We start from the raw sequence: 25,722 nt of genomic DNA, 5'->3' as shown, positions 1-25,722 counted from the left end.
GCAAATTACTATTCTTTACTGCTAAACCAATTCACTGGTTCTGGATTTGTATTCGTTAAAATATGTTTCAACTCTAAATATTCTTCTAAACCTGCTGAACCGAGCTCACGGCCGATACCTGATTGTTTATAGCCGCCCCATGGTGCTTGTGCAAAGTAAGGATGGAAATCATTCACCCATACTGTGCCCATGCGTAACTTGTGTGCAACGCGTTGTGCTTTACCAATATCTTGTGAGAACACACCGCCTGCAAGTCCGTAAATGGAATCATTAGCAAGGCGAATCGCTTCTTCTTCTGTATCAAAGCCTTCGATTGTCACGACTGGACCGAATACTTCTTCTTGGACGATACGCATTGACGTCTCACAATTTGTGATAACAGTCGGTTCAAAGAAAAAGCCGTCTTGTAAGTCTTCACGTTCCGGACGCTTACCACCAATAGCGATTGTCGCGCCGTCTTCTTTGGCAATTTGCATGTAGCTTTCGACTTTATCACGATGCGCCGCTGAAATAAGTGGGCCCATTTCTGTTGCATCGTCAAAGCCATTGCCCATTTTAATACCTTTGACACGTTCAATTAACGCTGCTTCAAAATCATCTTTGATCGCATTATGAACGATTAATCGTGAACCAGCTGAACATACTTGCCCTGCATGGAAATATGCCCCGTTCAATGCTTGGTCTACAGCTAAGTCAAAGTCTGCATCGTCAAACACAATATTTGGATTTTTACCGCCAAGTTCTAATGCAACATTTGTCACATTGTCGGCCGCTTGTTTCATAATGCGTTTACCTGTTTGAATGCCACCAGTGAATGATACTAAGTCTACTTCTGGATGCGTTGACATAACGTCGCCAATTTCAGAGCCAGCACCTAAAACAAGGTTAATAACGCCTTTCGGAAAACCAACTTCCTCCATCAATTCAAAAATACGAATTGTCGTTAACGGCGTAATTTCACTTGGCTTCATGACCAATGAACAACCTGTTGCTAAAGCTGGTGCAATTTTCCATGACGCTTGAAGCAACGGATAGTTCCACGGTGTAATTTGAGTAACCACACCAATCGGTTCTTTCACGACTTTGCTTTCTGTATTTGGAATTGGCGAATCGATCAGTTCACCGCCATCTTTGTCTGCTAATCCTGCAAAGTACATAAAAACATTATGAATATCGTCCATATCCGCACGAGATTCTTCTAACGTCTTACCTGTATCCAACGTCTCCAACTGTGCAAGATTTTCACGATTTTCTTTAATTTTATCGGCAATTTCACGTACTTTTTGCCCTTTATATTCGGCAGTTGCTTGCGCATAGTCCCCCGCATCAAACGAACGACGTGCTGCTAAAATCGCACGTTCTACATCATCCGTTGTGCCTTCTGCGACTGTCATAATAACTTCTTGATTGTATGGATTGATAATCTCACGTGTGCCGTGATTACTGCTTTCTACCCACTCGCCATCAATAAACTGACGGCGTGACAAATTTTTAATCAGTTCCATCCTATACACCTCTGTTAAGTTTGTTAAGTTTTTATTTAACGAATTTCACAAAATTAACTCTAACACACCTTTTGAAAGCGGTCAACTTTCCTCAAAACGCCTTGATAGCCCATCGACTTTTCAATTTTTTGCGAGAAAAACTTGAGTTTCTGCTCTCAACAAGCGTACAATTTAGCCGATAGGACTCATATTAAGGGAGGTGACCTTGCAGTGAAACATCATACAAATTATGAGGCACAATTAGAAGACGCAAAAGATATTGTGATTAATTCGATTGCTGAAACAATGGATTTATACGGTATTAACCGCAGTGTCGGCAACTTATATGGCACAATGTTATTTGAAGAAAGTATGACACTCGATGAAATGCGCGCGGAACTCCAAATGAGTAAACCAAGCATGAGTGCAGGCGTAAAAAAATTACAAGAGTTTGATGTCGTAAAACAACGCTTTACACGTGGTAGCCGTAAACAACATTTTGAAGCTGAAAAAGACTTCTTTACGTTTTTCAGTAATTTCTTCACACAAAAATGGTATCGTGAAATTAAAATCAATATGGCAGCCCTTCAAGAAGCAGAAGCGATGATTGATGAAATTCTTGAAGCTGATGATGTCGATGATGCGGTACGACAAGAAGCACAAGAAGTGAAAGCACATATGGGCCACTCACGTCTATATTATCAATGGCTTAATTCGATTAGCGATGCGATTAAATCAGGCGCTATTTTTGAACATTTCCCAATTCCAAATGAAGAAGACGCATAAAAAGAAGTCTGGCACGACGAACTGCCAGACTTCTTTTTATGTTATAAATTATTATCTTCATCCTCTTTTTCGCTCACTTGCAAAATTCTAAGCGAACGACGTTCAATTTTCTTAAAGCGTTCTGCACGGCTTTGTAGCGCAATGCGGTCACCCGATAAGATCATCATAAACGAAATCATAATAATGATAAATATTGCGATAAGCGGCACACCTGCCACAATTGACGCCGTTTGTAGGATTTCAAGGGCTCGCTCGCCCCCTACAAGCATTAATGAGAACGGCAATAAGCACAGCGCAAACGCCCAGAATAAACGGTTTGCTTTCAATGGCTCACCTTTCACACGTACTTGTGTCGCCGCAGCAACAATGTATGATGCTGAATCGAATGTCGTGACTAAGAACAAGAACGCCGACAAGATAAATAGTACGATCATCACATTTGAAAACGGCAGATGATGTACCACTTCTATAATTGTCGCTTCAGTACCATGTGAATTTAAAAAGCCAATCACATCAAATTGTCCTGTGATTTGTAAATACGTTGCATAGTTACCGAAAATACCGAAGAACAACACACAACCAAACGTACCGTAAACAATCGTTCCGAGAATGACTTCTTTCAACGTACGTCCTTTAGAAATACGTGCAATGAACAAGCCGATAAATGGCGCATACACAATCCACCAAGACCAGTAGAATATCGTCCATTGTTGCGGGAAGTTCGTTTCTTCACGACCGCCTACACCGCCAAATGGTTCCAACCACGTCGCCATTTGGAAGAAGTTTTTAATCATATTCCCGAAACTTGTAACTGTGGTCTCCATAATGAAAATGGTTGGTCCTACGATAAAAATAAATGCGAGAAGCACAAATGAGAGCCAAACGTTCAAGTCACTCAACAGTTGAATACCTTTTTTCAAACCACGGTATGAACTGTACGCAAATACAATCGTAATTGCGACTAAAACGAGACTTTTCACAGTGAGACTGGAACCGTCGATGCCTGTGAGTTTCTCCAGTCCAGCTGAAATCATCGGCACACCTAGTGCGAGTGATGTCGCAGTCCCGCCGATTAAACCAAAAATAAATAAAATATCGACGAGCTTACCAATGACACCATCTGTCTTCCCTTTTAAAATCGGGCGACATGCCTGACTAATTTTGAAAATCGGCTGCTTTTTCACAAACACTAAATAGCCAATTGGTAAAGCTGGCAATACATAAATCGACCATGCGATAGGTCCCCAGTGGAACATGCCATACATCGTCGCATATTGAAGCGCTGCATCACTCATCGGTTTTGCGCCTTGCGGTGGGCCTTGGTAGTAGTACGCCCACTCAATCACACCCCAATATAAAATATCCGAGCCAATGCCGGCACAAAATAACATAGACGCCCAAGCAAAGTCACTAAACTCTGGTCGATCGCTTGCACGTCCGAGCGTTACAGAACCGTACTTACCAAACGCAATATATAATACAAAACAAAAAATTGCGAGACCTAATACAAGGTATGTCGCTCCTAAGTTCGTTGTGACAAAATCATTCATCGCCACGACGACGGAACGGCTTTGTTTTGGAAAGACCATCATAGGTATGACAGCGAGTAACAGCACCATTGCTGTCCCGCAAAAGACAATCCAATCCATTAGTTTATTCTTTCTATGCACAGTGAATCCCCCTTCGTTAATCTGTAGCATGTCATCATAAAACCTCTGCTTTAGCCTAACGAAGATTACATTTTAATGCAAATTTCATTCAATATCATACACATACGATTATGAATATATATAACAACTCTACAATTGAAACGCTGACAAAACAACGTTATAAAGTAGGTTAAGAACGTTAAATCAAAACTTAACAATTCATTTTATGTATTTTTATTCATAATTAACTAATAATTATTTATTTTTAAAAAGCACAAAAATACTCACCTTTATATAAGATGAGTACATTATTTTAAATATTTGGACCATATAATCTTGGGGTATCGTCAACTGATTCGCCAGCAATACGTTTTGCCAATGTAGCGTGCCAACTTTCAGGTGTAAACGGTGCTTCTTGTAGTTCCTTTAATGACGCCATATCAGTTGCACCACGCAATGTATCATTCATGCGCTGTATCGTCCATTCAGGATAAGGACGTTCTTTTAATTCTAGCGTATCGCCTTGTTGGATATAACCTTCTTTGAGCACACGATAATACCAACCCGCTTTACCCGTTTCTTCTAGCATTGCACCAAAGTCCATAATGCGTTGACGGCGGCTCGTCTTCCAACATGGACGTCTCGGCTGTGACACTTGCACAAGCGCATCGCCAATCTGATAAATATCGCCGATACACACATTTTCTTCATCCATTCCCGTTACCACAATGTTCTCGCCATTGCTGCCAACACGTATCTCTTGTTGGTAACGCTCGCTAAACGTGGCATAATGCAACACAGCATAAGCAAATAATGCTTTTTCTGGGCCACCATGATGGCGTGTGTCCGCCACAGCATCCCCTTTTAACCCTTCTTTACTCAGCCACACAGGCTCGGTTGTTTCTTGCTTATACATCGCTGTTGTCCATGTTTGTGCCATTTTGTCGTCTACATTGGTTTCTCCGTGTTGTTGTACTTCACCGACATAAAGTTTTTGAACTTGACGTGTCACGCACATCGTCCCCTTTCGAACTTGTCAGATTTAATCGCATACAATCTTTACGCTTGTATCCAATGAAAATGCCTTATACACTAACAATAACCAATATAGATAAAGGTGGCAACAACTTATGCAACATACATTATTTCAACATGGGACTTTAGGAACATTGATGGCAGGTGCATTGGAAGGCACATGTTCAATCGACACACTACTTCAACACGGTGACCATGGCATTGCGACATTGACAGGCTCAGACGGCGAAGTCATTTTTGTTGACGGTCAAGCATTCCATGCGACCACTTCTGATAGTGACGTACACAAACTAACTGGTGATGCACTGACACCTTATGCTTCTGTTTCAAAATTCTCAGCAGATACAACCTTTGAATCTAGCACATCGGATCATGAGACTTTATATCAAAAAATTCGCGAACAAATGCTCAGTGAAAACTTATTTGCGATGGTTAAAATTACTGGCACATTTCAGCACATGCATGTCCGAATTATGCCAAAACAAAATCCACCGTACACACGATTAATTACATCAGCGAAAGCGCAACCTGAATACCATCGCGACAATATTTCCGGTACGATTGTGGCTGTTTATACACCTGAAGTCTTTCACGGCATTGGTGCGGCAGGTTTCCACGCACACTTTATTTCTGAAGACCGTACATTTATGGGACATATTTTAGGATTTGACCTTGCAGAAGGGACTATCCAAATTCAAAATTGTGCACGATTTGAGCAACATTTATCCACCGATCCGAGCTTTCTTAATAAAACATTTGATTATGAAGATATTGCAGAAGACATTCGCCAAGCAGAATAGCAAACCGCCCATTCATAGACAATTGTCTATGAATGAGCGGTTCAATATTTTATTGCTGATCATAGAAGTTAAAAATATGTTCTGCATTCTCAACGTTATTAATATGACCGCGGAATGCTTCAGCACCTGGTCCATAAGCATACGTATTTACATCGACACCCGTATGACCGTATGATGTCCAGCCCGTATGTGACGCATCATTAATTGGCTGTTGCACTGCATTTTGTAACGCTTGATACTGTTGCTTGTACTTGTCTTCATCTTTCTTTTCATCTAATTTCGCAAGTTTATTTGCTTCTTTTGTTATCTTTTCAATCGCTTTGGCATCCACATCAAAGCCATAACCTGCTTGAATTGTTTCTTCTATAGATTTTCCAGCTACAATCTGTTCTGTCATCCATTGTGATGAATGTTTCATATTGCGTATAGGTTCAGCATCCCATGAATATTTGCCATCTTTTCCGACCGATAAACCACCTGTTGAATGGTCTGCTGTCGCCACAACAAGTGTATCTGGATTTTCTTTCGCATACTGCATCGCACCTTCAAACGCCTTTTCAAAACCTTGCATTTCTGACATGACACCTGTGACATCATTCGTATGCCCTTGTTTATCAATCGACGCACCTTCTACCATTAAGAAAAAGCCCTTGTCATTTTTCGATAAACGATCTAAAGCCGATTGTTGCATATCAACAAGACGTGGATCATCGTCAGGCGCATCAATTTGTAATGGCATATTCTTTTCGGCAAACAACCCTAATACTTGATCACTGTCTGATTCAGCCAACTCTTCTTTGGTAGTTACAACATCATAACCATCTTTTTCAAATTTTTTATCAAGCTGTCCATTCTCTTTACCGAAATATTTCGCACCACCACCGAGCAATACATCTACTTTATGGTTTTCTTGAATACGATCTTCAAAATACTGTTTCGCAATTTCATTTTTTTGATCACGATCCGGTACATGTGACGCATACGCAGCAGGTGTCGCATCCGTGATTTCTGCGGTTGTCACCAATCCTGTTGATTTACCAAGTGACTTGGCACGTTCTAGCACTGTTTCCACTTTATTTTTATTCGCATCCACACCAATCGCACCATTGTACGTTTTATGTCCTGAACTAATCGCTGTTCCAGCCGCTGCAGAGTCTGTGACATTTTCTTTCTTATTAGCAGAGAATGTACGTTGGCTACCGACAAAATAATCATCAAATGCGGTTAACTCCATATCTTCTGTTTCCGGATTATCAGCAAAATAACGATACGCCGTTTGATAAGAAGGTCCCATACCATCGCCAACCATGAAAATGATATTTTTCGGACTTTCTGTGTCACCATAAACAGATACTTGATCTTCCGTCTTTTCTTTAGCCATCGTTTCAGGTGCCGTCCCAACTAACGACGCACCTACTAATGAACTTGCAATGACGATATTGCTCAATGATTTTCGTAACTTCATATGTCACAAACCCCTTTTCAAAATATTAGATTCAGCCTTATTGTAATCAAAGTTATTAAAGAGACTTTGAAGTTAATATGAAGATTATGTTAAGGCCTTCCGAAGCTAGAGTTTAAGGGATTGGGACTCTAGAAATGGGACAGCAATCTCATTTTTACAAAAAGCTTTCCCTGTCCTTCCGATTAAATATGCATCAAACATCTACTACTAATAAGGTTAATGGAAATTGAATACACTGAGATTCTAATCTGCTAAAATCCTAAACGCTTGTATTCCAACCTCACGTTCCACATGAAACATTTTGACTAATGTACAAAAACGTACAAAAGGTAGACTCCCCGCTCACTGCCAGTAGCCTACCCGCTGTTTAAAATACTAATTCTCCATTATACATATTGAATTGTCGCCGTTAAAAGCACTTGTTCTGTCGTGTCATTGCGATAACTGTGCTTACTATTTCCATTAAAACTAATCGCTTGTGACCCTTCTACTTGATATATTTGATCGCCTATTTCCAACGCAAGTGTTCCGTCATTAACAATAATAAATTCTTTAGAACCTTCTCGATGTCCTTCCGATTCCAACTTACCACCCGGTTCAATAACCATACTGAACATTTCAAATCCATGCGCATTATCATATGGAAAATATGGATACACAATGACCGATTGATCGTCATTATAAATGGGTGTTAAATCTTCTGTCGCAACGTGCTGTATGCCACGTTTATCATAACTAATCAACGCATTTAACGGTAAATGTAAGCCATTGGCAAGTTTCCACAACGTATTAATACTTGGATTCCCTGTCCCTTTTTCAATTTGACTAATCCCTGTTAACAGTCTATGTGTCTTCTGAATAATATTATTCACTAAATTGGCGTCTGAAAATCAAAGTTAATACCAAAATAACAACTGAACTTAATGTCGCCGTTAAAAAGACCGGCATAAATGCTGTGCTTGCTACAGACTCTAGTGCGTGCATCAACGCTTGACGTACAGGTGTCTGTGGCATGCTTTCCAACTGTTGCCAAAGTGCATACGTACTGCCATTCACTTGTTCCACTTTATCCATTAAATGTGCCGGTACCTCTTGTCGCGCAATACGACGTTCGGCTAACGTATCCATTACTTTTGCCATCGTTTGGCTAAAACCAAGTTGAATCAATGTCGCAAATAACGTTGGGGCAATCGTGATCCCCATTTGACGTGACACAGATAACGTCGCAATAACCGTACTATTACGATCTTCAGCATAACCTGCCGTTCGTGTCGCCAATACGGTCATAGGTGCACCAATCGTAAAGCCAAATCCAAGACCAGCAATAATTGAAAAGCACATAAATGTCACGACACCCGTTGTAAATAGGGCTAAACCACCATAACCAAGTATGCTAATCAAGCTCGCCACGATTAATGCAAAAACAGGTCCTTTTTTATCGACCATACGACCACCCATAGACGCACCGACACCTGATGCCAATGCGAGTGGTGTCAGCCAGAAACCACTATCTGCCGCACTCACATGTAATACATTTTCGACAAAAGAAGGAATAAAGATAATGGCGCCGATTAACATACCCGAACAAATTCCCATAACAAGAATCGCAGAAAATGTCGGTTTACGTAATAAAGAGTATGGTAAAAATGCATCAATATTTTTGCCTTCATTGCGTTTTTCAATCCAAATCATTAGCGCATAGCCTAAAATGGCTAATGCGAAGAAAACAACAACAGACCAACGCATCGTGCTACTCATTGCACTGCTTGCACGAATATTATAAATACCGAACATGACAAACAATGTCGAAAGTGAAAACATCATAATCGCATACGTATCCATTTTCTTTTGAACCGGTCGTTGCGTTTCTGACATTTTCAACATGACAAACACAGTAATAAACACCGCAATCGGAACGTTAATCAAAAACAGCCAGTGCCATGTGCCTGTGAGTTTAATCAATAAACTGCCAAGGTTCGGCCCGAGTACGGAAGCAATCCCATTCATCGCACCTAACGCACCAAGCATTGCGCCTTGTTTAGAACGATCATACGTTGAGATGAAATGCGCACTCGCAATGACGAATAAACCACCGCCACCGAGAGATTGAATCAAACGCGCGATAATAAAAAATGTATAGTTCGGACTTAACGCCACAAGTAATGACCCGAGTCCAAATAAAATCACTTCAATGATATAGACTTTCTTGCGCCCATACATATCCGCCAATTTACCGGCAATCGGTGTGGCAACCGCCATTCCTAGTGTATAAATCGCAATGCCCCAAGCACCCATTTGAGGCTGTATTTCAAAAGATTGGTTAATCGTCGTTAAAGCCGCACTAATAATCCCATTGTCCAATGCAGCCATAAATACACCAATCAATAAGAGCATCGCTACAAAATTAAATTGGGTTTGTTTCCCTGACTCCACCAAAAGTCCTCCCTTATCGTTTTTCTTAATACTACTATTTTATGGTAGGGATGTGAATAACATATGAACAAATAAAAAGACTACATGCAACAACCTTCTTAGTCATTACAATGTAGTCCTTGATGTCATCATACTTATTCTGCTTTATGTGCTGCATGCACGATATAATTCAAATCAGCTTTATGACGTTTGAACGTCGTGAACATACGCATAAATATCGGTCGATTCTCTTTTTTTAGTGCATTTTTAACAATCTTCACAGTACCCTTCACGCCTTCATCATAAATCATTCCTTTAGGCGTCATCAACGTCATCGGTCCCTGTTCAGTTTCAATATCCGTAAAACCGGCTTCACGATACAATGCCGCCCACTTCTCTTTTAATTGAGGGGAAACATTTACATTAATTGCTTGAGACAAGTCGTCAATAACTTCCGCTTCTTTCTTGGAATCTTGAATGACAATATCGTGCGTTAAAAGTACACCACCCGGTTTCAGTACACGGTAGTATTCTTGCAATGCCTGTGCTTTCGCTTTCACTGGAAGCATCGTTAACATTGCTTCATTCAATACAATATCAAAACTGTTGTCTTCAAACGGTAAATTCATCGCATTCGCTTGTTGCAAATGAATTTTATCAGACAAGCCTGCTTCTTTCACATGTTTCTCCCCTTGTGCTAACGCCGTTTTGTTTAAATCAACACCTTCAATATGACAACCGTACGTCTTTGCCAAATGTATCGCAGTCGTGCACATATTACATGCCACTTCGAGTACTTTTTTATCTGAACGAAACTGTCCTTTATCTATCAACCAATCCGTCGCAAGCTTACCACCTGGACGTAATCTTGTTTTACCGAGTTTTGCTAAAAATGTATGGCCTGCTTCTTTTCTCATATGTGTCACCTCGAATAATTGATAATGATTATCATTATTATAGCATGACAAAAATAATGCCATCGCACACCAAGTATGGATATTTCATGACATTCTCACACGCAAATAGACGTGAAATGATTTTTTCTAGCGCATTGTTTATGATAGAACTATCACACAAAAAGGAGTTGCCTTATGAAACCTGTTTACTTTAACCATGACGGAGGAGTAGATGACCTCATCTCACTTTTCCTACTATTACATATGGATAATATCGAATTAATTGGCGTCAGTGCCATTGGTGCCGATTGTTACGTAGAACCTGCTGAAAGTGCATCACGTAAAATTATCAATCGCTTCAGTACATATCCAGTCGATGTCGCAACCTCATATGAGCGTGGTAAAAATCCATTCCCAAAAGATTGGCGTATGCATGCTTTCTTTATGGACGCACTCCCAATTTTAAACGAACAGCGCCCAGTACAATCACATGCACTTGGAACACACGCTTATGAAGACATTATCGAAAAAGTACAAGCATCTGAACAACCTGTCACACTCTTGTTCACAGGTCCATTGACAGACCTTGCGAAAGCTTTAGATGTCGCACCTGACATCACAAACAACATTGAACGACTCGTTTGGATGGGTGGCACATTTTTAGCTAAAGGCAACGTAGAAGAACCCGAACATGATGGCACAGCCGAATGGAATGCTTTCTGGGATCCAGAAGCAGTCGCACGTGTGTTTGAAACAGATATCCCTATCGATATGGTCGCTTTGGAAAGTACAAACCAAGTGCCACTCACACCTGCCATCCGTCAATACTGGGCAGATCAACGTGAACACACTGGGGTAGACTTCCTTGGCGTGAGCTATGCAGCTGTTCCGCCGTTAACACATTTCCAAACAAACTCAACGTACTTCTTGTGGGACGTTTTAACAACCGCTTATACAGGCAAGCCAGAACTCGTTCGTCAAAAAACCGTCCATGCTTCTGTTATCACACACGGACCAAGCCAAGGACGTACGTACCTTGACGACACAAACGGACGTCCACTAAACCTCGTCTATCATGTAGACCACGACGCCTTTTTTGCCTATATCACAGACCTTGCTAAAAAAGCATGTGATTAATCAATAGCGGGCAAACAGGCATAAGGTCTGATTAAATGTTTTTCGACACTTAATCAGACCTTTTTTGTTACTTCTTAGGTTTTTCTAATAAAATCCAAGCGATTAATAGAAATACAAAAGTAACCGCCTCAACAAAATTCCCCTATTAATAGCGCCAGCCGGTACCAACTAAAATGTATGAAACTAATGAACGACTCCCTTAATAACTTTCTCTATACTCGATGTAACAATAATATGACATCGCAGTTCTTTTTATACTCATTTTTATTTTTTCTCTAAAACATTTAAAATAATATTATATACTTAAAGGAGCTGACACTAATGACATATCATGATGATACAACAAAACGTTGGATTTACGGCCTTGTGTATACGTTAATTGTTATTGGCTTTATTTTGCTTTTATTTGATTTTGTCATCGCTTGTGTGTGCATATATATCGTTACTTCAATTATTTTGCTTATCTTCAATTTAGCGAGACAAAGAAGCTTTCAAGTCATCATTAGTTTATTAATAGCCTTGGCTCTCATCGCTTATTTAATTTATTACAACAGCTAAATATGATGGCTATCTTCCCCCACAGGATGCCCTGTCAGGGGGTTTTCTATAGATTAAAGCTGACCTTTTTCCATTGATTTTGAAAATTTCACGTAACCAATGACTAAAAAGAGTACGCTCAATATAATTGAAATGACCATTAAGACGATTTTATTGTAACCGTTGTACAGTGTAAAAACTAAAAATGAATAAAAGTATAAATGACTCACATACGTTCCTATAATCCCTACGAAAAAGTTGCCAATCGTTAGCAGAAAACTTATTACAGCAGGTAACACAAAGCCTTGGAACAAGTGATTCAACATATAAACGAAACTAATGACTGGCAATGACGTTACGATTAACACAGGTAAAAGTGGCAATGCGTTAAAATCCACGTTCTGCATAAAAATTAAAGAACACGCCACGTATGTTACGTATGCAATCAATAACATGACAATGGCAATAAAAACATAGAACAGAAAATGTAGGACATAATATGTTTTTAAGCTTTTAAAATAAATTAACGAATTTTGAAATGCATGGTGTCTTCTTTCAATTCTAAACATTAAGCCTATAATTAATGTGATCGCGAAAGGCAAAACAATTTCTAGAAATAATTGCAGTGCCGTAATACGAAAAATTTGCGTATCCGTTTGATTTGCCAAAAATCCTAAACACGAAAATAAGGCGACCGTCACAATAGGCAATGCGACCATAATCGGCACGATAGACGTGCGTTTCATTTTTAAAAATTGGCTTTTCAAAAATAACATATTCTTAAAATTCCTTTCGATTAATATAGGCGCTGGATACGATTAATACGAGTACAAATACGAACACACTATAACTGCCATACACGAAAAACGATGTATCAAAAAACATGACGTTGTTTTGGTATAATATGTGTTTTGCATTAATAATATGTTCTGGAATTTTAAACGGCATCGTCTCTGATTGCATCAGCAAACTAACAATCGCAAATAACATCCCTAATGCCATCACATACACTCTGTTCTCAATCACTAACGCAATGAAAAATTGAATGGCTTGCATCGCTAACGTACCAATAAACACCCCAAACATCACGTATAGTAAAGTCATAAGTTGCGGTATGGCTCCCGTCACTAAAAGACTCATTACTACATGTAACACTGTAAAAATGACAGTCGTTAACACCATCAACATAAGTAGTACTAAAAATTTCGCAAAGATGATCGTGTTTTTACTTTTCTGACTGACGAGCAACACGGACCACATATTATTTTCATATTCCGTCGATACCAATTTCGCACTGAATATGCCATATAATAAATAAAATACTGGTATAAACCATGCGATTGCATAAATGAGATAACGTAACGCTGTTCCCTCAACATCTGAAAAATGTAGGTTATACGTATACAAGCCGATTGCTAAAGCTTCCGAAATAATCACAGCCACAACAATAGAAATGACAAAATGAACTTTTGGTACTTTGAATAATTCTGCTTTTATCAAACTATTCATCGGCAACATCGCCTTCAACTTGTTCATTTGTTAATTTTAAGAAGATGTCTTCCAACGATGACTTTTCATGATAAATTTCGTAAATATCTACATCATGACCGACAAGCGTTTTATTAATTTTTGGAATATCATTGCGATGTGCTTGTACATGCAAGCGTTCATTTTGAATTGACGTGTTGAAACCGTCTAAAAGTGACTGTGCTTTCTCATTATCGCCCGTCATAAAATACACATTATCTTGATTGTACTCGCTCAATAACGTCTGCATCTCGCCTTGAAACAGTAGTTTCCCACTATTGATTACACAGACATAGCTACACATTTGTTCAATTTCAAATAAGTTGTGACTTGAAACGATAATACTAATACCGCGTTCTTCAACGAGCTTCATTAATAGTTCTCGCATTTTCTTAATGCCACTCGGGTCTAAACCATTCGTTGGTTCATCTAAAATAATTAATTTTGGATTGTTCATAAGTGCAATCGCAATACCTAAGCGTTGTTTCATGCCTAACGAATAGTCTTTCACTTTTTTATGCGCTGCATGTGTGAGTTCGACAATCTCTAAGACATTTTCTATTTCATTTTCACGATTGTTGTGAATATATTGCATGATTTTTAAATTTTCATACCCGGTCAAATGATCGTAAAAAGACGGCGAATCTACTAAAGCACCGACTTGATTTAAAATCTCTTGTTTATGATCTTCAAGTGCCATATCAAATAATTTCACATGCCCATCAGTTGGCTTGGCTAAGCCTAACAACATACGAATAGTTGTCGTTTTTCCTGAACCATTAGGGCCTAGAAACCCACATATTTGCCCCTCAGGAATACGAATATTTAAATCTTGAACAGCTTGAAAACTCCCAAACTTTTTACTGACATTTTGCGTTTCAACAACATTCAAAACAGTTGCCTCCTTCTTGATATGTTTGTATGATCTATTTTTTAGGTTTCGCTAATTTCAACGTGATTAACGCAAAGACAATCGTCATCACCGCATATACAATGGCTGAAACGATAATAACTGTACTATTTGGATTTTCAAGTTGTATAGGTAGTGGTGCGTAACCTAACTTCAAATAACTGTCCGTATGTGCTAACGCTACAAACATATGAATCGTACTCCAAGCTGTTACCAGCGTAATAATTCCTAAAATCACTGCTAAAATTTTTCTTCCCATCATGCCCATCTCCTATCCATGTTTAAATTAAATTATTTTGTCTCTTAAACTTTTTACCCTTAATATATAGATGATATTCATAAAATAGTCACATTTGCACACGCTTATTGTGTATAATTTTCTGAAAAACAGCATCACAAAAAAGCCCACGTTACTATGGGGAGAACGTAGGCTAAAGCATTAAAAATATGAAAATAATTAACACTGTAAACGTATTATAACATTATTTTATATTAAATTTATATAATAAAGTGTGACAAAATTAAAATAATTAGGTATTGTTGAACGATTGTAACATGTTGTCATACGCTTGTTACATCTTAAAACGCATATATGATAAAACAAGCATGCTGATGTAACGATTTTGTCCATCAACATGCTTGTCTAATTATTACGATCTATTCAATTATAACCCTAAAATTGTTTTAATTGTTAACCCAACACATACTGTTGTGGCAATTAAGAAAAAGCCTGGTAGTAAGAAGCTTGTTGTTTTGGTGGATCGCGTTTCATCCACATCTACCGCAAACAAGATTGTCGGTTGTGCTGGAATGACAAAGTTTACATTCAATGTTTGTACTATTGCCAAGAAGAATGTTGGCGGAATGCCTAATGTTATCACAATCGGTACCATAATAGACGCTGTCGCTGATTGTGAAATAACGACCATAGATACAAGGCCTACGAATAAAATCAATAACCATGGCGCTTGTTCAACGAGCCCACCAATTTGTGTTTCCATAATGTCACGATTCGATGGCGCACTAAAAATGGTTGCACCTAACCAACCCGGTCCTAATACCGCAAATAAAGCACCGATAGCGGCTTGTGTAATATGCGAATTTAAAATTTCATTTGGCTGAATTTTAATTAATAACAAGTTAACCATTGCGCTCATATACATAAAGAGCTGTACAAGGTCTGTCATTTGTAACTTGACGATCTCGCCGTCCATTTTAAATGATGGTCCAAGTTCTGGGAAAATACCAAATGTTAAAATACAAACGACTGCAATAATAAATGACAATACGCCGATTTTGACGCGTGTTGAATATGTTTTTGTAGCATCTTCATTTACAATTTTTTGAAGCATTGTTTCCGCTTGACGCTCGTCCATTTTTGTTTCTCCTACGAGTGTCACGAAAGTGCTTAATATAACCATACTAATGAGTGCGGTTGGGAGTACGATTGATAAATACTGTCCCATTGTAATACCTAGCCCAGCGAATTCTGAAATCATATATGCTGTTGCTGATGCTGCTGGACTACATAGTAAAGCGATATTTGCCGTTAACACAGAAGCTGTTAATGGCTTTTTAGGTTTAATACGTGCTTTTAACGCTGTTTTCGCAATAATCGGTTCTAATGATAATGCGATATTTGCTGTCCCAATTCCAAAAACAAATAAAAAGACGATCATTGGCGCAATAAAGATAATCGACTTTGGAAAACGCTCGATAACTTTTGAGGCTAAGTGAACTAAGTAATCAATACCACCTGTCGCTTGAAGCGTCCCGCCAGCAATACCAATCGCTAAAATGATTAGTACAGCTGTTACTGGGGCTGAACCCGGAGGCAAACCAAAACCAAATATCATAACTAATTGTGCAACAATCGCAAAAATCCCACACCCAAGTGCGCCTGCTGTACGTAAACCGAGTACGATCGCAAGCACCATAACGATGATTTCTAAACTAAAAAGAAGCATTCTTTTTCTTCCTCTTTCCATTTTTTCAATGTGAATATTTTAACACAATACTAACAGCATGATAACGTGTTTTTTATACGCTTTTTGACATATTTGTTAACATCTGAACATGCTTCATAAAGCAGTTTGTTTCCTTATAACCACTCAATGTGTTAGGTTATGGACGAGATACAACCATGATATTAACGTTCTGGAAGGTGGAAAATTGATGGAAACACTTAAAAATAAAGTAGCTGTTGTAACGGGGGCGAGTAGTGGCATTGGGGCTGCGATTGCGCAAAAACTGAACGAACAAGGCGCAAAAGTCGTGCTACTGTCTCGTAACGAAGACAAAATGAATGAAATTACAGATGATTTCACAGATGCGCTTATTATTCCAACAGACGTCACAGACCGTGAAGCTGTTGAACAAGCGATTCAACATACCATTGCACATTTCGGTCAAGTCGATATATTAGTAAACAGCGCAGGACTGATGACCTCTTCAGCGATAACGAAAGGTGACGTTACGGGCTGGGATGCGATGATTGACGTCAATATTAAAGGGACGCTCTATGCGATTCATGCCGTGATGCCTCATTTACAAGCACAGTCAAGCGGGCATATTATTAATATTGCATCTATCTCAGGCTTTGAAGTCACAAAAGTCAGCACGCTTTATAGCGCAACGAAAGCAGCTGTTCATGCGATCACACAAGGGCTTGAAAAAGAACTCGCACGTACAGGCATTCGTGCTACAAGCATCTCACCAGGCATGGTAGACACACCACTTAACGCCAGCTATGACTTTGGCGATCGCAAAATGTTAGAAGCAAATAATATTGCAGACGCTGTCTTGTATGCACTCACACAACCCGCACACGTCAATGTGAACGAAATCACCGTGCGCCCTGTTTAATATATTATTTTAGAAAAGTATCTCAACGAATGTTGGGATGCTTTTTTTCACACAATTGACATAACTACCACAAACTTCTAAACTTAAATTAAACGTTTACATATTCAATTATGAGGGGGCTATATAATGACTAAAATTGCTATTGCTGGTGCAGGTGCTATGGGAAGCCGTATCGGGAGTTATATTAAACGCGCAGGCTATGATGTCACACTCATTGATGCGTGGCCAGATCATGTTCGTGCGATTAACGATAAGGGGTTAGAAGTACAAACAGAAACAGATACATACATCGTAGAGATTCCTGCAGTTTTACCAGAAGATGTGACAGGTACTTTTGATTTAATTGTTATTCTCACAAAATCAATGCAATCTGAAGCAATGATTCATCAGTTAAAAGACAAAGGAGCGATTCATCAAGATACCGCCATTTTAACGATGATGAACGGGCTCGGTCACGACGAACGTTTCGCAAAAATCGTCCCACATGAACAAGTCTTTTTAGCAGTAACAATGTGGACAGCTGGCATGCGTGGACCTGGACAAATTTTACTTGAAGGTCAAGGTAGCATTGAACTACAACGTGCTGACGGGCAAGCGGATGAACGCACTGAAACGATTAATAAAATTTTCAATGACGCTGGCTTAAACGCTAAAATCAGCGATAATGTGTTCCAATCTATTTGGTCAAAAGCAACATTGAATAGTGTGTTAAACCCATTATGTAGTATTTTAAACAAAACAATTTATGAATTCGGTAGCTATGAACACGCACGTGCGATGGTGACACCGATTATTGATGAAATTGTCGCTGTCGCAAAAGCACGCAACGTCGAACTGGACGGTGCAGCATTACTTGAAAAAATTGAAGCTGCATACCCGAAAGAAACGCAAGGCTTACACTATCCATCAATGCATCAAGACTTGTACAACAGACGTTATACCGAAGTCGACTACTTGAACGGACAAATTAGTAAATATGGACGTGAAGCGAATATTCCAACACCGAATAACGATATGTTGACACACCTCATCCATCAGCTTGAAATGAAATACATTAAATAGTAAAAAGCGTGGCACGACAACCTTTCTCAGTCATCGTGTCACGCTTTATTTGTTGGAATTACCAACCAGTGAAATCTGATTTATCTATATAACGTAATGTAAAAACTAAATCTACAACTGCGAAAATGATACCAATACAACCAAACATAAATAAAAGTATTTCACCATCCATTGGTTTTGCAAATAATAATGGTGGACATACAATTAAAAGTACAGCAATCAAAATGACATTAAAAAATAGTTTATTATTCATATGATATAACCCCTTTTTTAAAGCTAAATAATAAATCCCCTTTGTTTTTGTGACAAAAATGTGTCTAACTAAATTTTACAATAAATTAATTTTTTAATCAATCTCATATGAATAATTTATACTTTAAACAAAAGCGTGACATAACGATACTTATCCGTCATCGTGTCACGCTTTTTACGTCATTTAAATAATGGCATCTGGTTCTTCTGGTAGAATTTGACCCCCGTCAATCACTAAATTTTGTCCTGTAATAAATTTTGCTTGTGGACTTGCAAAGAAAGCTACGGCATAACCAATATCAAATGGTTCACCCAGTTCATGTGTTGGAATAATTTTACGTGTTCCTTCCAAATAGGCCTCTCCTTGTGCTTTCAAGCCATCTGTTAATACATTACCCGGCTGTACAGCATTAATTGTGACACCATATTTCGCGTATTCCAAAGCCGCACTACGCATAAAGCCAAGTTGCCCTGCTTTTGTCGCACCGTAATGTGCCCAACCAGGGTAACCTGTTATAGGACCTGTCACCGAAGATGTTAATACGACACGCCCATAATTTTGCGCCTTCATCACCGCAAGAACAGCTTGTGTCACAAGGAATGTTCCTTTTAGGTTAACATTTTGGATATAATCCCAGTCTGCTTCTGTCATGGCTTCAATCGCAATTTGTGGATACACGCCTGTATTCGCAGACAAAATATCAATGCGTCCGTGTTGTGCCACAATATCAGCGACAACCGCTTCAATACGCGCTTTATCCGTAACATCTAACTCATAAAATTGACCGTTTACTGCTTGCGCCGTTTGTTGTCCTGCTGCTGTATCAATGTCACCGATCATTACCTTTGCCCCTGCTTGTGCCAATGCTTCGACAATGCCTTTACCAATACCGTTGGCACCGCCAGTTACAAATGCGATTTGTCCAGATAAATTAATCATACAATTGCCACCTTTCCATTTTATAAAACGTTTTCATTTATAGTATCCCCTAAAATCATACTGTTCAGACACGATAATGACGACAATTCGATGACAAAATTGTCTTTTAAATATAAAAACAGGACAGCCTTAAAAAGTCACTGCCCTGCTTCACGCTATGTTACTGTTCTACTTTTTGTTTACCTGTTCCACGTTCACTAACAAATTGCTTGTTGTAATAGTTGCTATTCACGCTAATTTCATGATCAAACTTGTCAATACCATCACGTTCAATCAATGTTGGTGTTTCAGAGAACAAGTCTGTACCTAAACCAAGACGGTCTCCTTTAATCTCTACGCCCATGCTTGATAAAATCGTTGGGAACATGTCTAATGGCGCAAACTTACGATTTTGCACTTTTTCAGGTTCTTTTGCAGGGTTGATGATTAAGTTGAAGATGTCACGTTTATAATTTGGGTCGAAGTGTTTAAAGAACTTCTTATCCATGCTGAGGTGATCCCCAGTAATAACAATCGTTGTATCTTTATAATACGGTTGTTGTTGAATCCAACGTACGAATTCCACCGCTTCAGATGTTGAATATGCAATAACATTCGCATATTGGTTGTCACGTGGCGTTGGCGTATTTTTAGACACATAACCGTCTGGGAAATGCGTATCTGCCGTTTCCATCGTAAAGTTGAATGGCTTTCCTGTTTGTGACAAACGTGTGATCTCTTGTTTCGCAAAGTCATACAATTTGTCGTCTTCAAAGCCCCACCAAACTTTATAATCTTTTGGAATATAACCATTATCACGTGCGTACTTCCAATCCCATATATTGAAGTCGCCATGTGATTTGAAATATGTTGTTAAACCACCAAAGTCTGCATCGGCACCGAACATAATCGTTTGTTCGTAACCTTCCTCTTGCAAAATATCTCCAAGTCCACGTGCACCCGGTAAGAAGTATCCTGACTTACCATAACTGTTACCATTCATTGGAATTTTAAGTGGAATTCCCATACCCATGTTGATCATACCTGCGACAGACCAACTTGAACCGTACGTTTGATATGGCCCACCGAATGGCGCTTTCGTATCAGAGAAATGCACGCCCTCTTTTGAGAGTTCCGTTAACTCTGGCATCAGATTTTCATGCATATAGCCACCTAAATCTTTAGACAAATACGAGTTCTCTACAGATTCTAAATAAATGTGGACTAAATTTCGTTTCTTTTCAGGAAATTCATATTGTTTCGCTGTTGGTGCGACATAGTTTTTCGCAATATATTGTGAGTCTTTCGCATAAGCTTCATACACTTCTGGTAAGCGTAACTTTTGAGAGCCATATGTGACACCAGATACTAACACCGCTAATGCGACAAGTAGCAATAATACTTTACCGACTGTACGCTTGAACAACGTACGCTGTGGTTTCGCTACAACGACATCGTAGCGGTTATAGACGACTAAAATGAATAACGGCACCGCAAAGAAAAATGCCTTTAATATCGGTGTACGAATGATTTCTGCTACCATACCGTCCGAAGTCCCTTTAATCGGCGACTTCAAGTTAAATAAAAATTGTTCCGGCGTAATGTTACCAAAGTAATCAATAAACCAATCTGCAAAAAATACAACGAGCAAGCCAACAATTGTGAAAAGCATAATCAGTGCTTTAACAATCACATCGAGCCAACGACGCTTCACAGTTGCTTCACGGAATTGTATAAGTGTTTGACGTTGTAATAAATACTTAATACCTAGCCATACGACGCCAATGAGCAATGCAACACCTACATACTGTGCGGCAAATGCTGTTGTATAAACTGGACTTTCTACACTATCTGGACGTCCTAAAACAATGACAAATAAACCAAGTGTGATAATGTTTAACGTAATCGTGTAAAATAAAAATTTGGCAATGAGATGCTTGATTGCACGTGTTCGTCTGATCAATGTGACATCAAGCACTGTGCATATAACACCTACTACAAGATAAATGAGCCATTGCATCTTCTGTTAATACCTCCGAGTTGTTAATATATGACCTTTTTATTTTACACTACAAACAAATAAATTGTAATTCTAATTATTGGTAGTTTAAATGAACAAAGTGTGTACATTGTATTACACTAATCACACACTGATAACCAAGCTGTCATGCGAATGAAAAATCAGTTGCATTCATAACACGACAACGCTATACTAAAAACACGTATATAATTAAATATAATTCATTTTTATATTAAAATTATTCCCGTGCGTTTGCACAACTTCTAAATACTTCTATCATGGGTGGCTACAACCCTTTGAATGGTCTGTTTCGTTCTCACTTCTACGCCAAGATGTCATCAAATACAATGATATTCCCACAATTTGAAAACACACATTACACAAATTCAAGACAACACGTGCACTGTCTCTATTTGTCATGTCGCTAATGGTTGGTAGGCGGCAAATTAGTGCGTCGTTTTGTACGTAACAGCTTTCAATAAAAGTAGTAAATCTATCATCACACTGCATATGTTATACGAACAAAGACGCAGTATGTGGGAGCTTTGCGTCAATCACAAGGCATTTATGACTGGGAGCACATAGATGCCTTGTCATCGCATCATCGCCTAAACATGTCTATCCATTTTGATGATAGTCGTTCATAAAAGGGATAGGCGCATATCTTTCACTTTTATGTCTGTTTCTGTCGCATCGCACAACGAAAATTGAGTCAATGACCGGGATACGCAAAAAGCATGTGACAAGACTGTCTTTCATGACACGTCTTGATTCACATGCTTTTTGTCACGTTATGAAGTTAATGCCGTTTCGAGTGCTTGTTCACTCTCAATATCGGGATGAATTGGATCATTTTCATAATACACGCCTGTGCGGTCTTTAATTTTATAATTCGTAATCACCATTTCTGCCCCGTCATACAACGGAATCGTCGTATTGGCAGTTGTATAGGTTGCGGTGTCTTGACCGATAAACTGCGCATGTGGACGCCCTTTAAAAGCGAGTGCGGTAATCTCACCAGAACTTGCGGTCTTGTTACTGATTAACACGCGCACTGGCGTCTTTAAATCTTTAGCGCCTGCTTTCACTTGGACTTCCGTGCCACCACCCATTATTTTGCCATCTTTTAACGTCGCATCGAAGTGATTGCCATCGCGATCAATCCATGACATGAGCGTACCGTCTGGAATTATTTTAGACAGCCCTGCAATCATCGGTCCCATATCGCCACCATCATTGTCCTGTAAGTTGACGATGACCTTTGTATAATTTTCTTTTTCTAATGCGTCATTCAGTTTCTTCGCATAACGTTGTGCCTCTTTCTCACTGCCCATAAATCCCGGCAAGTTTAGCACTAACGTTTCGCCGTGCATTTTTGTCGTTGGATACGCAACTTGCTTTTTATGTTCATCTTGTTGTTGCGTTGTTTCAAGAAACGAATGCTTGCCACCTGCTACTTTTAACGCCTTATGCAACGCATCATGTGTCTCATCATACGTTTTAGCATGCGCAGTTGCTTTATATGCATCCGCTTTTGCACGTTTCCACTCATCACCTTTTGCGTAAAGCCCTTGATTTTCCATTTGTGTTAACGCAATTTTGACATAGTCTTTTGTTGATGGTTTTGTTACATAAATTTGATAGTAAGGGCCATATGTCTTGAGCAGAAAGAACAGTGTCACAACAATCACTGCTAAAATGCTGACCGTCCACCACAATACTTTTTTCATCTCACACGCTCCTCATGTCATTACATCTTATCGGTTCAATTATATCACGATTTCATGATCAAATTTGCTTTGAATCAAGTGTGTCACACAAGCCTCTCACTTGATTTATTTCCTTCAAAACGAGAAAAAACACCTATGATGGGCAATGACGCCTGTCATAGGTGTTTGTCGTTTAATATTATTTAAGTTAAGGCTTTAACAATAAGCGTCGCAGCAACTTTATATATTATGAACAGCACAACTACTTTTATCACAAAAATAGACACAAATACCATGCCATGTCCTATGCTGTTAATAGATGTAAAAGCAGTCATAGGTGTACTAAATGAGACAAACATTAATGCGATAAAAAGGCTGAACCAATAACTCGTTACCATTTTCATATTATCACCCAATTACTTTGGTTAAGATAGATGTTACTACGGTTCACATCTAACCCCTTTATATAACCATTCCCCTACGACGCTGACTATAAACAGCCTCAGCTACACACTACGACAAAAACACCTATGATGGGCAATGACGCCTGTCATAGGTGTTTGTCGTTTAATTATTAGTGTGCTAACATTTCTTCTTTTACTTCTTCTTTAGAAAGGTCTGCTGGGTAATATGTTGGCCAGTTTTCCAATTCTTTTAAAACTTTGTCACGGTCGTTACCTACAAAGATGTGGTAGTGACCTGTTTTAACTGGTGCGATGTTGTGGTCGCTGAATTGTACATATTTCGGTAAGTCTTTAGACGCTTTACCGTCTAACTTGAATGTGTAACGTACACCACGGTTACCACCTTCGTAGTCTAAGATGTCTTTGCCATCATACTTATACTTACCTGTTACAGATTTACCATTTTTCGTAAATGTAATGCTGTCGTCTGTAATTTTAATATGTTCAACATCTGTTTTGTAGCCTGTGTCATAGTATTTTTTGTACTCTTCTGCTGACTTGTCGCCTTTTTCTTCGGCTTTATGTTCAAATACTTCGTCTAGTGTACCGTCTTTCAATAATGGGTAAACAGATTGCCATTCACCAGCATAGTCAGATAATGGACGGTCTTTCACTTGGTCATCTTTAAAGTAACCGTCTTGAATTGCTTTTGAATGCTTATCTGCCGCTTTTTCATCTTCAACTTTGATTTTATCGTTTAACGCTTTTTCAATGTTTTTGATGTTTTCTTCCATTAATGATTGATATGTTGCATCTTTCGCTTGGTCTTTAGAAACAGCTTCCATGTTGTTGAATTTTAATGGTTTTGCATCTGTTTCTTTACGAATTGTATCTGTTACTTTGTTCGCAACGTTTTCTTCGTACAAGATGTATTTCGCACCTGTATCGTTAATTTCTTCAACAATTTTTGTTAATTCTTGTTGTGATGGGTCTTCAGCATTTAAACTTTGTACGCCTTTTTGTACGAAACCGTAACGGTCTGCTAAGTAACCAAGTGATTCATGTGATACGAATACCGCGTGACCTTCATGGCCTTTTGTCGCTTTTTTCATATCTTTATCTAATTTATCCAAGTCTTTTAATAACTTGTCTGCATTTTCTTCGTATTCTTTTTTATGTTCTGGATCACGCTTGCTTAAGTCGTCACGAATCGCTTCAACGAATGATTCGTCCATGTTTGGATCTAACCATACGTGTGGATCATACCCACCGTGGTGATGATGTTCATGTTCTTCTGCTTCGTGGTCGTGACCTTCCCCTTCATGATCATGGTCTTCCCCTTCATGTTCATGTTCATGCTGATCAGTTAATAATTCAGACTTATCAAGTGTCTCTTCTAATGATAACTTGTGATCGTCTTTTTTAATCGCGCCGGCTACTTTTTTCGCTACTGGATCTAAGTTGTCACCTGTGTATACAAACACATCTGACTTGCTGGCATCGATAATGTCTTTTTGTGACGGCTCAAAGCTATGTAAGTCCGCACCTTTAGGGTAAATAGAATCTACTTCAACATGTTCGCCACCAATTTGTTCAACGAATGATTGGAGTGGGTAAACAGTCGTTGTTACCTTTAATTTGTCGCCTGAAGCAGCTTTATTATCGTCTGACTGTCCACATGCGACTAATAGTGAACTTGCTAATGCTGCGGTAGCTACTACTTTTAAACTTTTCTTCATTTATAGGACGCCTTCCTCCAAATAGTAATCATTACGATTCAAATTATACATGAGCCTCTACAAATGTGCAATGTCAATTTTTAGTTACCTAATAACTTTTCAACATGGCATCCA

Annotated in this window: 23 protein-coding genes; 6 read left to right on the top strand and 17 right to left on the bottom strand. The window is 38.9% G+C overall.

The genetic code is table 11. The features are described from left to right. Positions 1 to 8: 8 nt before the first annotated feature. Positions 9 to 1,505: a betaine-aldehyde dehydrogenase gene (gene betB / locus TP70_RS05560; protein WP_044360183.1), complete on the bottom strand. Its 1,497-nt coding sequence runs from the start codon at positions 1,503 to 1,505 to the stop codon at positions 9 to 11. Between the two features lie 210 nt (positions 1,506 to 1,715). Here betB and cudC point away from each other — a divergent pair, with 210 nt between their 5' ends. After that, positions 1,716 to 2,270: a choline uptake/conversion transcriptional regulator CudC gene (gene cudC, locus TP70_RS05555; RefSeq protein WP_044360181.1), complete on the top strand. Its 555-nt coding sequence runs from the start codon at positions 1,716 to 1,718 to the stop codon at positions 2,268 to 2,270. Between the two features lie 41 nt (positions 2,271 to 2,311). Here cudC and TP70_RS05550 read toward each other — a convergent pair whose 3' ends face one another. Beyond that, positions 2,312 to 3,919, bottom strand: coding sequence for a BCCT family transporter (locus TP70_RS05550; protein ID WP_084207657.1), 1,608 nt, complete (start codon positions 3,917 to 3,919; stop codon positions 2,312 to 2,314). Between the two features lie 313 nt (positions 3,920 to 4,232). Beyond that, a complete protein-coding gene (locus TP70_RS05545; protein WP_044360178.1) occupies positions 4,233 to 4,937 on the bottom strand; it encodes an MOSC domain-containing protein in 705 nt (234 codons plus the stop codon). 112 nt (positions 4,938 to 5,049) lie between these two features. On the opposite strand from TP70_RS05545, the gene budA reads away from it, so the two are divergent. Beyond that, a complete protein-coding gene (gene budA, locus TP70_RS05540; protein ID WP_044360177.1) occupies positions 5,050 to 5,754 on the top strand; it encodes an acetolactate decarboxylase in 705 nt (234 codons plus the stop codon). A gap of 49 nt (positions 5,755 to 5,803) precedes the next feature. Here the strand turns inward: budA and TP70_RS05535 are convergent, their stop codons facing one another. From TP70_RS05535 to TP70_RS05520, 4 genes are all read right to left on the bottom strand, one after another. Then, entirely contained in the window at positions 5,804 to 7,219 is a 1,416-nt protein-coding gene (locus TP70_RS05535) for an alkaline phosphatase (protein WP_044360176.1), read from the bottom strand. 386 nt (positions 7,220 to 7,605) lie between these two features. Beyond that, positions 7,606 to 8,091 (bottom strand): helix-turn-helix domain-containing protein, encoded by a 486-nt coding sequence (locus TP70_RS05530; RefSeq protein WP_044360175.1) that lies wholly within the window; start codon positions 8,089 to 8,091, stop codon positions 7,606 to 7,608. Beyond that, a complete protein-coding gene (locus TP70_RS05525) occupies positions 8,084 to 9,652 on the bottom strand; it encodes an MFS transporter (RefSeq protein ID WP_240626957.1) in 1,569 nt (522 codons plus the stop codon). Before TP70_RS05525 ends, TP70_RS05530 begins: the two co-directional genes overlap by 8 nt. 134 nt (positions 9,653 to 9,786) lie before the next feature. Continuing rightward, positions 9,787 to 10,548: a class I SAM-dependent methyltransferase gene (locus tag TP70_RS05520; protein WP_044360174.1), complete on the bottom strand. Its 762-nt coding sequence runs from the start codon at positions 10,546 to 10,548 to the stop codon at positions 9,787 to 9,789. Between the two features lie 174 nt (positions 10,549 to 10,722). Between TP70_RS05520 and TP70_RS05515 the strand changes: the two genes are divergently transcribed. After that, on the top strand, positions 10,723 to 11,664 hold the full coding sequence (locus TP70_RS05515) for a nucleoside hydrolase (protein ID WP_044360173.1): 942 nt from the start codon (positions 10,723 to 10,725) through the stop codon (positions 11,662 to 11,664). 321 nt (positions 11,665 to 11,985) lie between these two features. Further along, positions 11,986 to 12,222 carry a hypothetical protein gene (locus TP70_RS05510; protein ID WP_044360172.1) on the top strand — a complete coding sequence of 79 codons (237 nt, stop codon included), beginning with the start codon at positions 11,986 to 11,988 and terminating at the stop codon, positions 12,220 to 12,222. A 53-nt stretch (positions 12,223 to 12,275) separates the two neighbouring features. Here the strand turns inward: TP70_RS05510 and TP70_RS05505 are convergent, their stop codons facing one another. From TP70_RS05505 to TP70_RS05485, 5 genes are all read right to left on the bottom strand, one after another. Further along, positions 12,276 to 12,977, bottom strand: coding sequence for an ABC transporter permease (locus tag TP70_RS05505; protein ID WP_044360171.1), 702 nt, complete (start codon positions 12,975 to 12,977; stop codon positions 12,276 to 12,278). A 4-nt stretch (positions 12,978 to 12,981) separates the two neighbouring features. Beyond that, the gene (locus TP70_RS05500) at positions 12,982 to 13,710 is read right to left on the bottom strand and encodes an ABC transporter permease (protein WP_044360170.1); all 729 of its coding nucleotides are present in this window, start codon (positions 13,708 to 13,710) and stop codon (positions 12,982 to 12,984) included. Continuing rightward, positions 13,703 to 14,620, bottom strand: a complete 918-nt coding sequence (locus TP70_RS05495) for an ABC transporter ATP-binding protein (RefSeq protein WP_052502879.1) — start codon at positions 14,618 to 14,620, stop codon at positions 13,703 to 13,705. Before TP70_RS05495 ends, TP70_RS05500 begins: the two co-directional genes overlap by 8 nt. A 34-nt stretch (positions 14,621 to 14,654) precedes the next feature. Further along, positions 14,655 to 14,897 (bottom strand): hypothetical protein, encoded by a 243-nt coding sequence (locus tag TP70_RS05490; RefSeq protein WP_044360168.1) that lies wholly within the window; start codon positions 14,895 to 14,897, stop codon positions 14,655 to 14,657. A gap of 406 nt (positions 14,898 to 15,303) precedes the next feature. Next, positions 15,304 to 16,605, bottom strand: coding sequence for an anaerobic C4-dicarboxylate transporter family protein (locus TP70_RS05485; RefSeq protein ID WP_044360167.1), 1,302 nt, complete (start codon positions 16,603 to 16,605; stop codon positions 15,304 to 15,306). A gap of 208 nt (positions 16,606 to 16,813) precedes the next feature. Here TP70_RS05485 and TP70_RS05480 point away from each other — a divergent pair, with 208 nt between their 5' ends. After that, entirely contained in the window at positions 16,814 to 17,503 is a 690-nt protein-coding gene (locus TP70_RS05480; RefSeq protein ID WP_044360166.1) for an SDR family oxidoreductase, read from the top strand. A 126-nt stretch (positions 17,504 to 17,629) separates the two neighbouring features. Further along, on the top strand, positions 17,630 to 18,565 hold the full coding sequence (locus TP70_RS05475) for a ketopantoate reductase family protein (protein ID WP_044360165.1): 936 nt from the start codon (positions 17,630 to 17,632) through the stop codon (positions 18,563 to 18,565). A gap of 58 nt (positions 18,566 to 18,623) precedes the next feature. Here the strand turns inward: TP70_RS05475 and TP70_RS05470 are convergent, their stop codons facing one another. The 5 genes from TP70_RS05470 to adcA all read right to left on the bottom strand — a co-directional run bounded on the left by TP70_RS05470 (position 18,624) and on the right by adcA (position 25,608). Then, positions 18,624 to 18,818 carry a hypothetical protein gene (locus TP70_RS05470; protein ID WP_044360164.1) on the bottom strand — a complete coding sequence of 65 codons (195 nt, stop codon included), beginning with the start codon at positions 18,816 to 18,818 and terminating at the stop codon, positions 18,624 to 18,626. 183 nt (positions 18,819 to 19,001) lie between these two features. Beyond that, positions 19,002 to 19,757: an SDR family oxidoreductase gene (locus TP70_RS05465; protein WP_044360163.1), complete on the bottom strand. Its 756-nt coding sequence runs from the start codon at positions 19,755 to 19,757 to the stop codon at positions 19,002 to 19,004. 160 nt (positions 19,758 to 19,917) lie between these two features. Beyond that, the gene (locus TP70_RS05460) at positions 19,918 to 21,756 is read right to left on the bottom strand and encodes an LTA synthase family protein (RefSeq protein WP_044360162.1); all 1,839 of its coding nucleotides are present in this window, start codon (positions 21,754 to 21,756) and stop codon (positions 19,918 to 19,920) included. Positions 21,757 to 22,547: 791 nt separating this feature from the next. Then, entirely contained in the window at positions 22,548 to 23,486 is a 939-nt protein-coding gene (locus TP70_RS05455) for a S41 family peptidase (protein ID WP_044360161.1), read from the bottom strand. 553 nt (positions 23,487 to 24,039) lie between these two features. Beyond that, entirely contained in the window at positions 24,040 to 25,608 is a 1,569-nt protein-coding gene (adcA, locus tag TP70_RS05445) for a zinc ABC transporter substrate-binding lipoprotein AdcA (RefSeq protein WP_044360159.1), read from the bottom strand. Positions 25,609 to 25,722: the final 114 nt, after the last annotated feature.

The sequence above is a fragment of the Staphylococcus microti genome (assembly GCF_000934465.1).
GTDB classification, from domain to species: Bacteria; Bacillota; Bacilli; order Staphylococcales; family Staphylococcaceae; genus Staphylococcus; species Staphylococcus microti.
The sequence above is the reverse complement of the archived record's forward strand: the minus strand, read 5'-3'. Positions and strand labels throughout refer to the sequence as shown.

Excerpts from the sequence above, each read along its gene's own strand:
- betB (WP_044360183.1), bottom strand. The coding sequence starts at position 1,505 with ATGGAACTGATTAAAAATTTGTCACGCCGTCAGTTTATTGATGGCGAG.
- TP70_RS05550 (WP_084207657.1), bottom strand. The coding sequence starts at position 3,919 with ATGGATTGGATTGTCTTTTGCGGGACAGCAATGGTGCTGTTACTCGCT.
- TP70_RS05545 (WP_044360178.1), bottom strand. The coding sequence starts at position 4,937 with ATGTGCGTGACACGTCAAGTTCAAAAACTTTATGTCGGTGAAGTACAA.
- budA (WP_044360177.1), top strand. The coding sequence starts at position 5,050 with ATGCAACATACATTATTTCAACATGGGACTTTAGGAACATTGATGGCA.
- TP70_RS05535 (WP_044360176.1), bottom strand. The coding sequence starts at position 7,219 with ATGAAGTTACGAAAATCATTGAGCAATATCGTCATTGCAAGTTCATTA.
- TP70_RS05520 (WP_044360174.1), bottom strand. The coding sequence starts at position 10,548 with ATGAGAAAAGAAGCAGGCCATACATTTTTAGCAAAACTCGGTAAAACA.
- TP70_RS05515 (WP_044360173.1), top strand. The coding sequence starts at position 10,723 with ATGAAACCTGTTTACTTTAACCATGACGGAGGAGTAGATGACCTCATC.
- TP70_RS05510 (WP_044360172.1), top strand. The coding sequence starts at position 11,986 with ATGACATATCATGATGATACAACAAAACGTTGGATTTACGGCCTTGTG.
- TP70_RS05505 (WP_044360171.1), bottom strand. The coding sequence starts at position 12,977 with ATGTTATTTTTGAAAAGCCAATTTTTAAAAATGAAACGCACGTCTATC.
- TP70_RS05500 (WP_044360170.1), bottom strand. The coding sequence starts at position 13,710 with ATGAATAGTTTGATAAAAGCAGAATTATTCAAAGTACCAAAAGTTCAT.
- TP70_RS05490 (WP_044360168.1), bottom strand. The coding sequence starts at position 14,897 with ATGGGAAGAAAAATTTTAGCAGTGATTTTAGGAATTATTACGCTGGTA.
- TP70_RS05485 (WP_044360167.1), bottom strand. The coding sequence starts at position 16,605 with ATGCTTCTTTTTAGTTTAGAAATCATCGTTATGGTGCTTGCGATCGTA.
- TP70_RS05480 (WP_044360166.1), top strand. The coding sequence starts at position 16,814 with ATGGAAACACTTAAAAATAAAGTAGCTGTTGTAACGGGGGCGAGTAGT.
- TP70_RS05475 (WP_044360165.1), top strand. The coding sequence starts at position 17,630 with ATGACTAAAATTGCTATTGCTGGTGCAGGTGCTATGGGAAGCCGTATC.
- TP70_RS05470 (WP_044360164.1), bottom strand. The coding sequence starts at position 18,818 with ATGAATAATAAACTATTTTTTAATGTCATTTTGATTGCTGTACTTTTA.
- TP70_RS05465 (WP_044360163.1), bottom strand. The coding sequence starts at position 19,757 with ATGATTAATTTATCTGGACAAATCGCATTTGTAACTGGCGGTGCCAAC.
- TP70_RS05460 (WP_044360162.1), bottom strand. The coding sequence starts at position 21,756 with ATGCAATGGCTCATTTATCTTGTAGTAGGTGTTATATGCACAGTGCTT.
- TP70_RS05455 (WP_044360161.1), bottom strand. The coding sequence starts at position 23,486 with ATGAAAAAAGTATTGTGGTGGACGGTCAGCATTTTAGCAGTGATTGTT.
- adcA (WP_044360159.1), bottom strand. The coding sequence starts at position 25,608 with ATGAAGAAAAGTTTAAAAGTAGTAGCTACCGCAGCATTAGCAAGTTCA.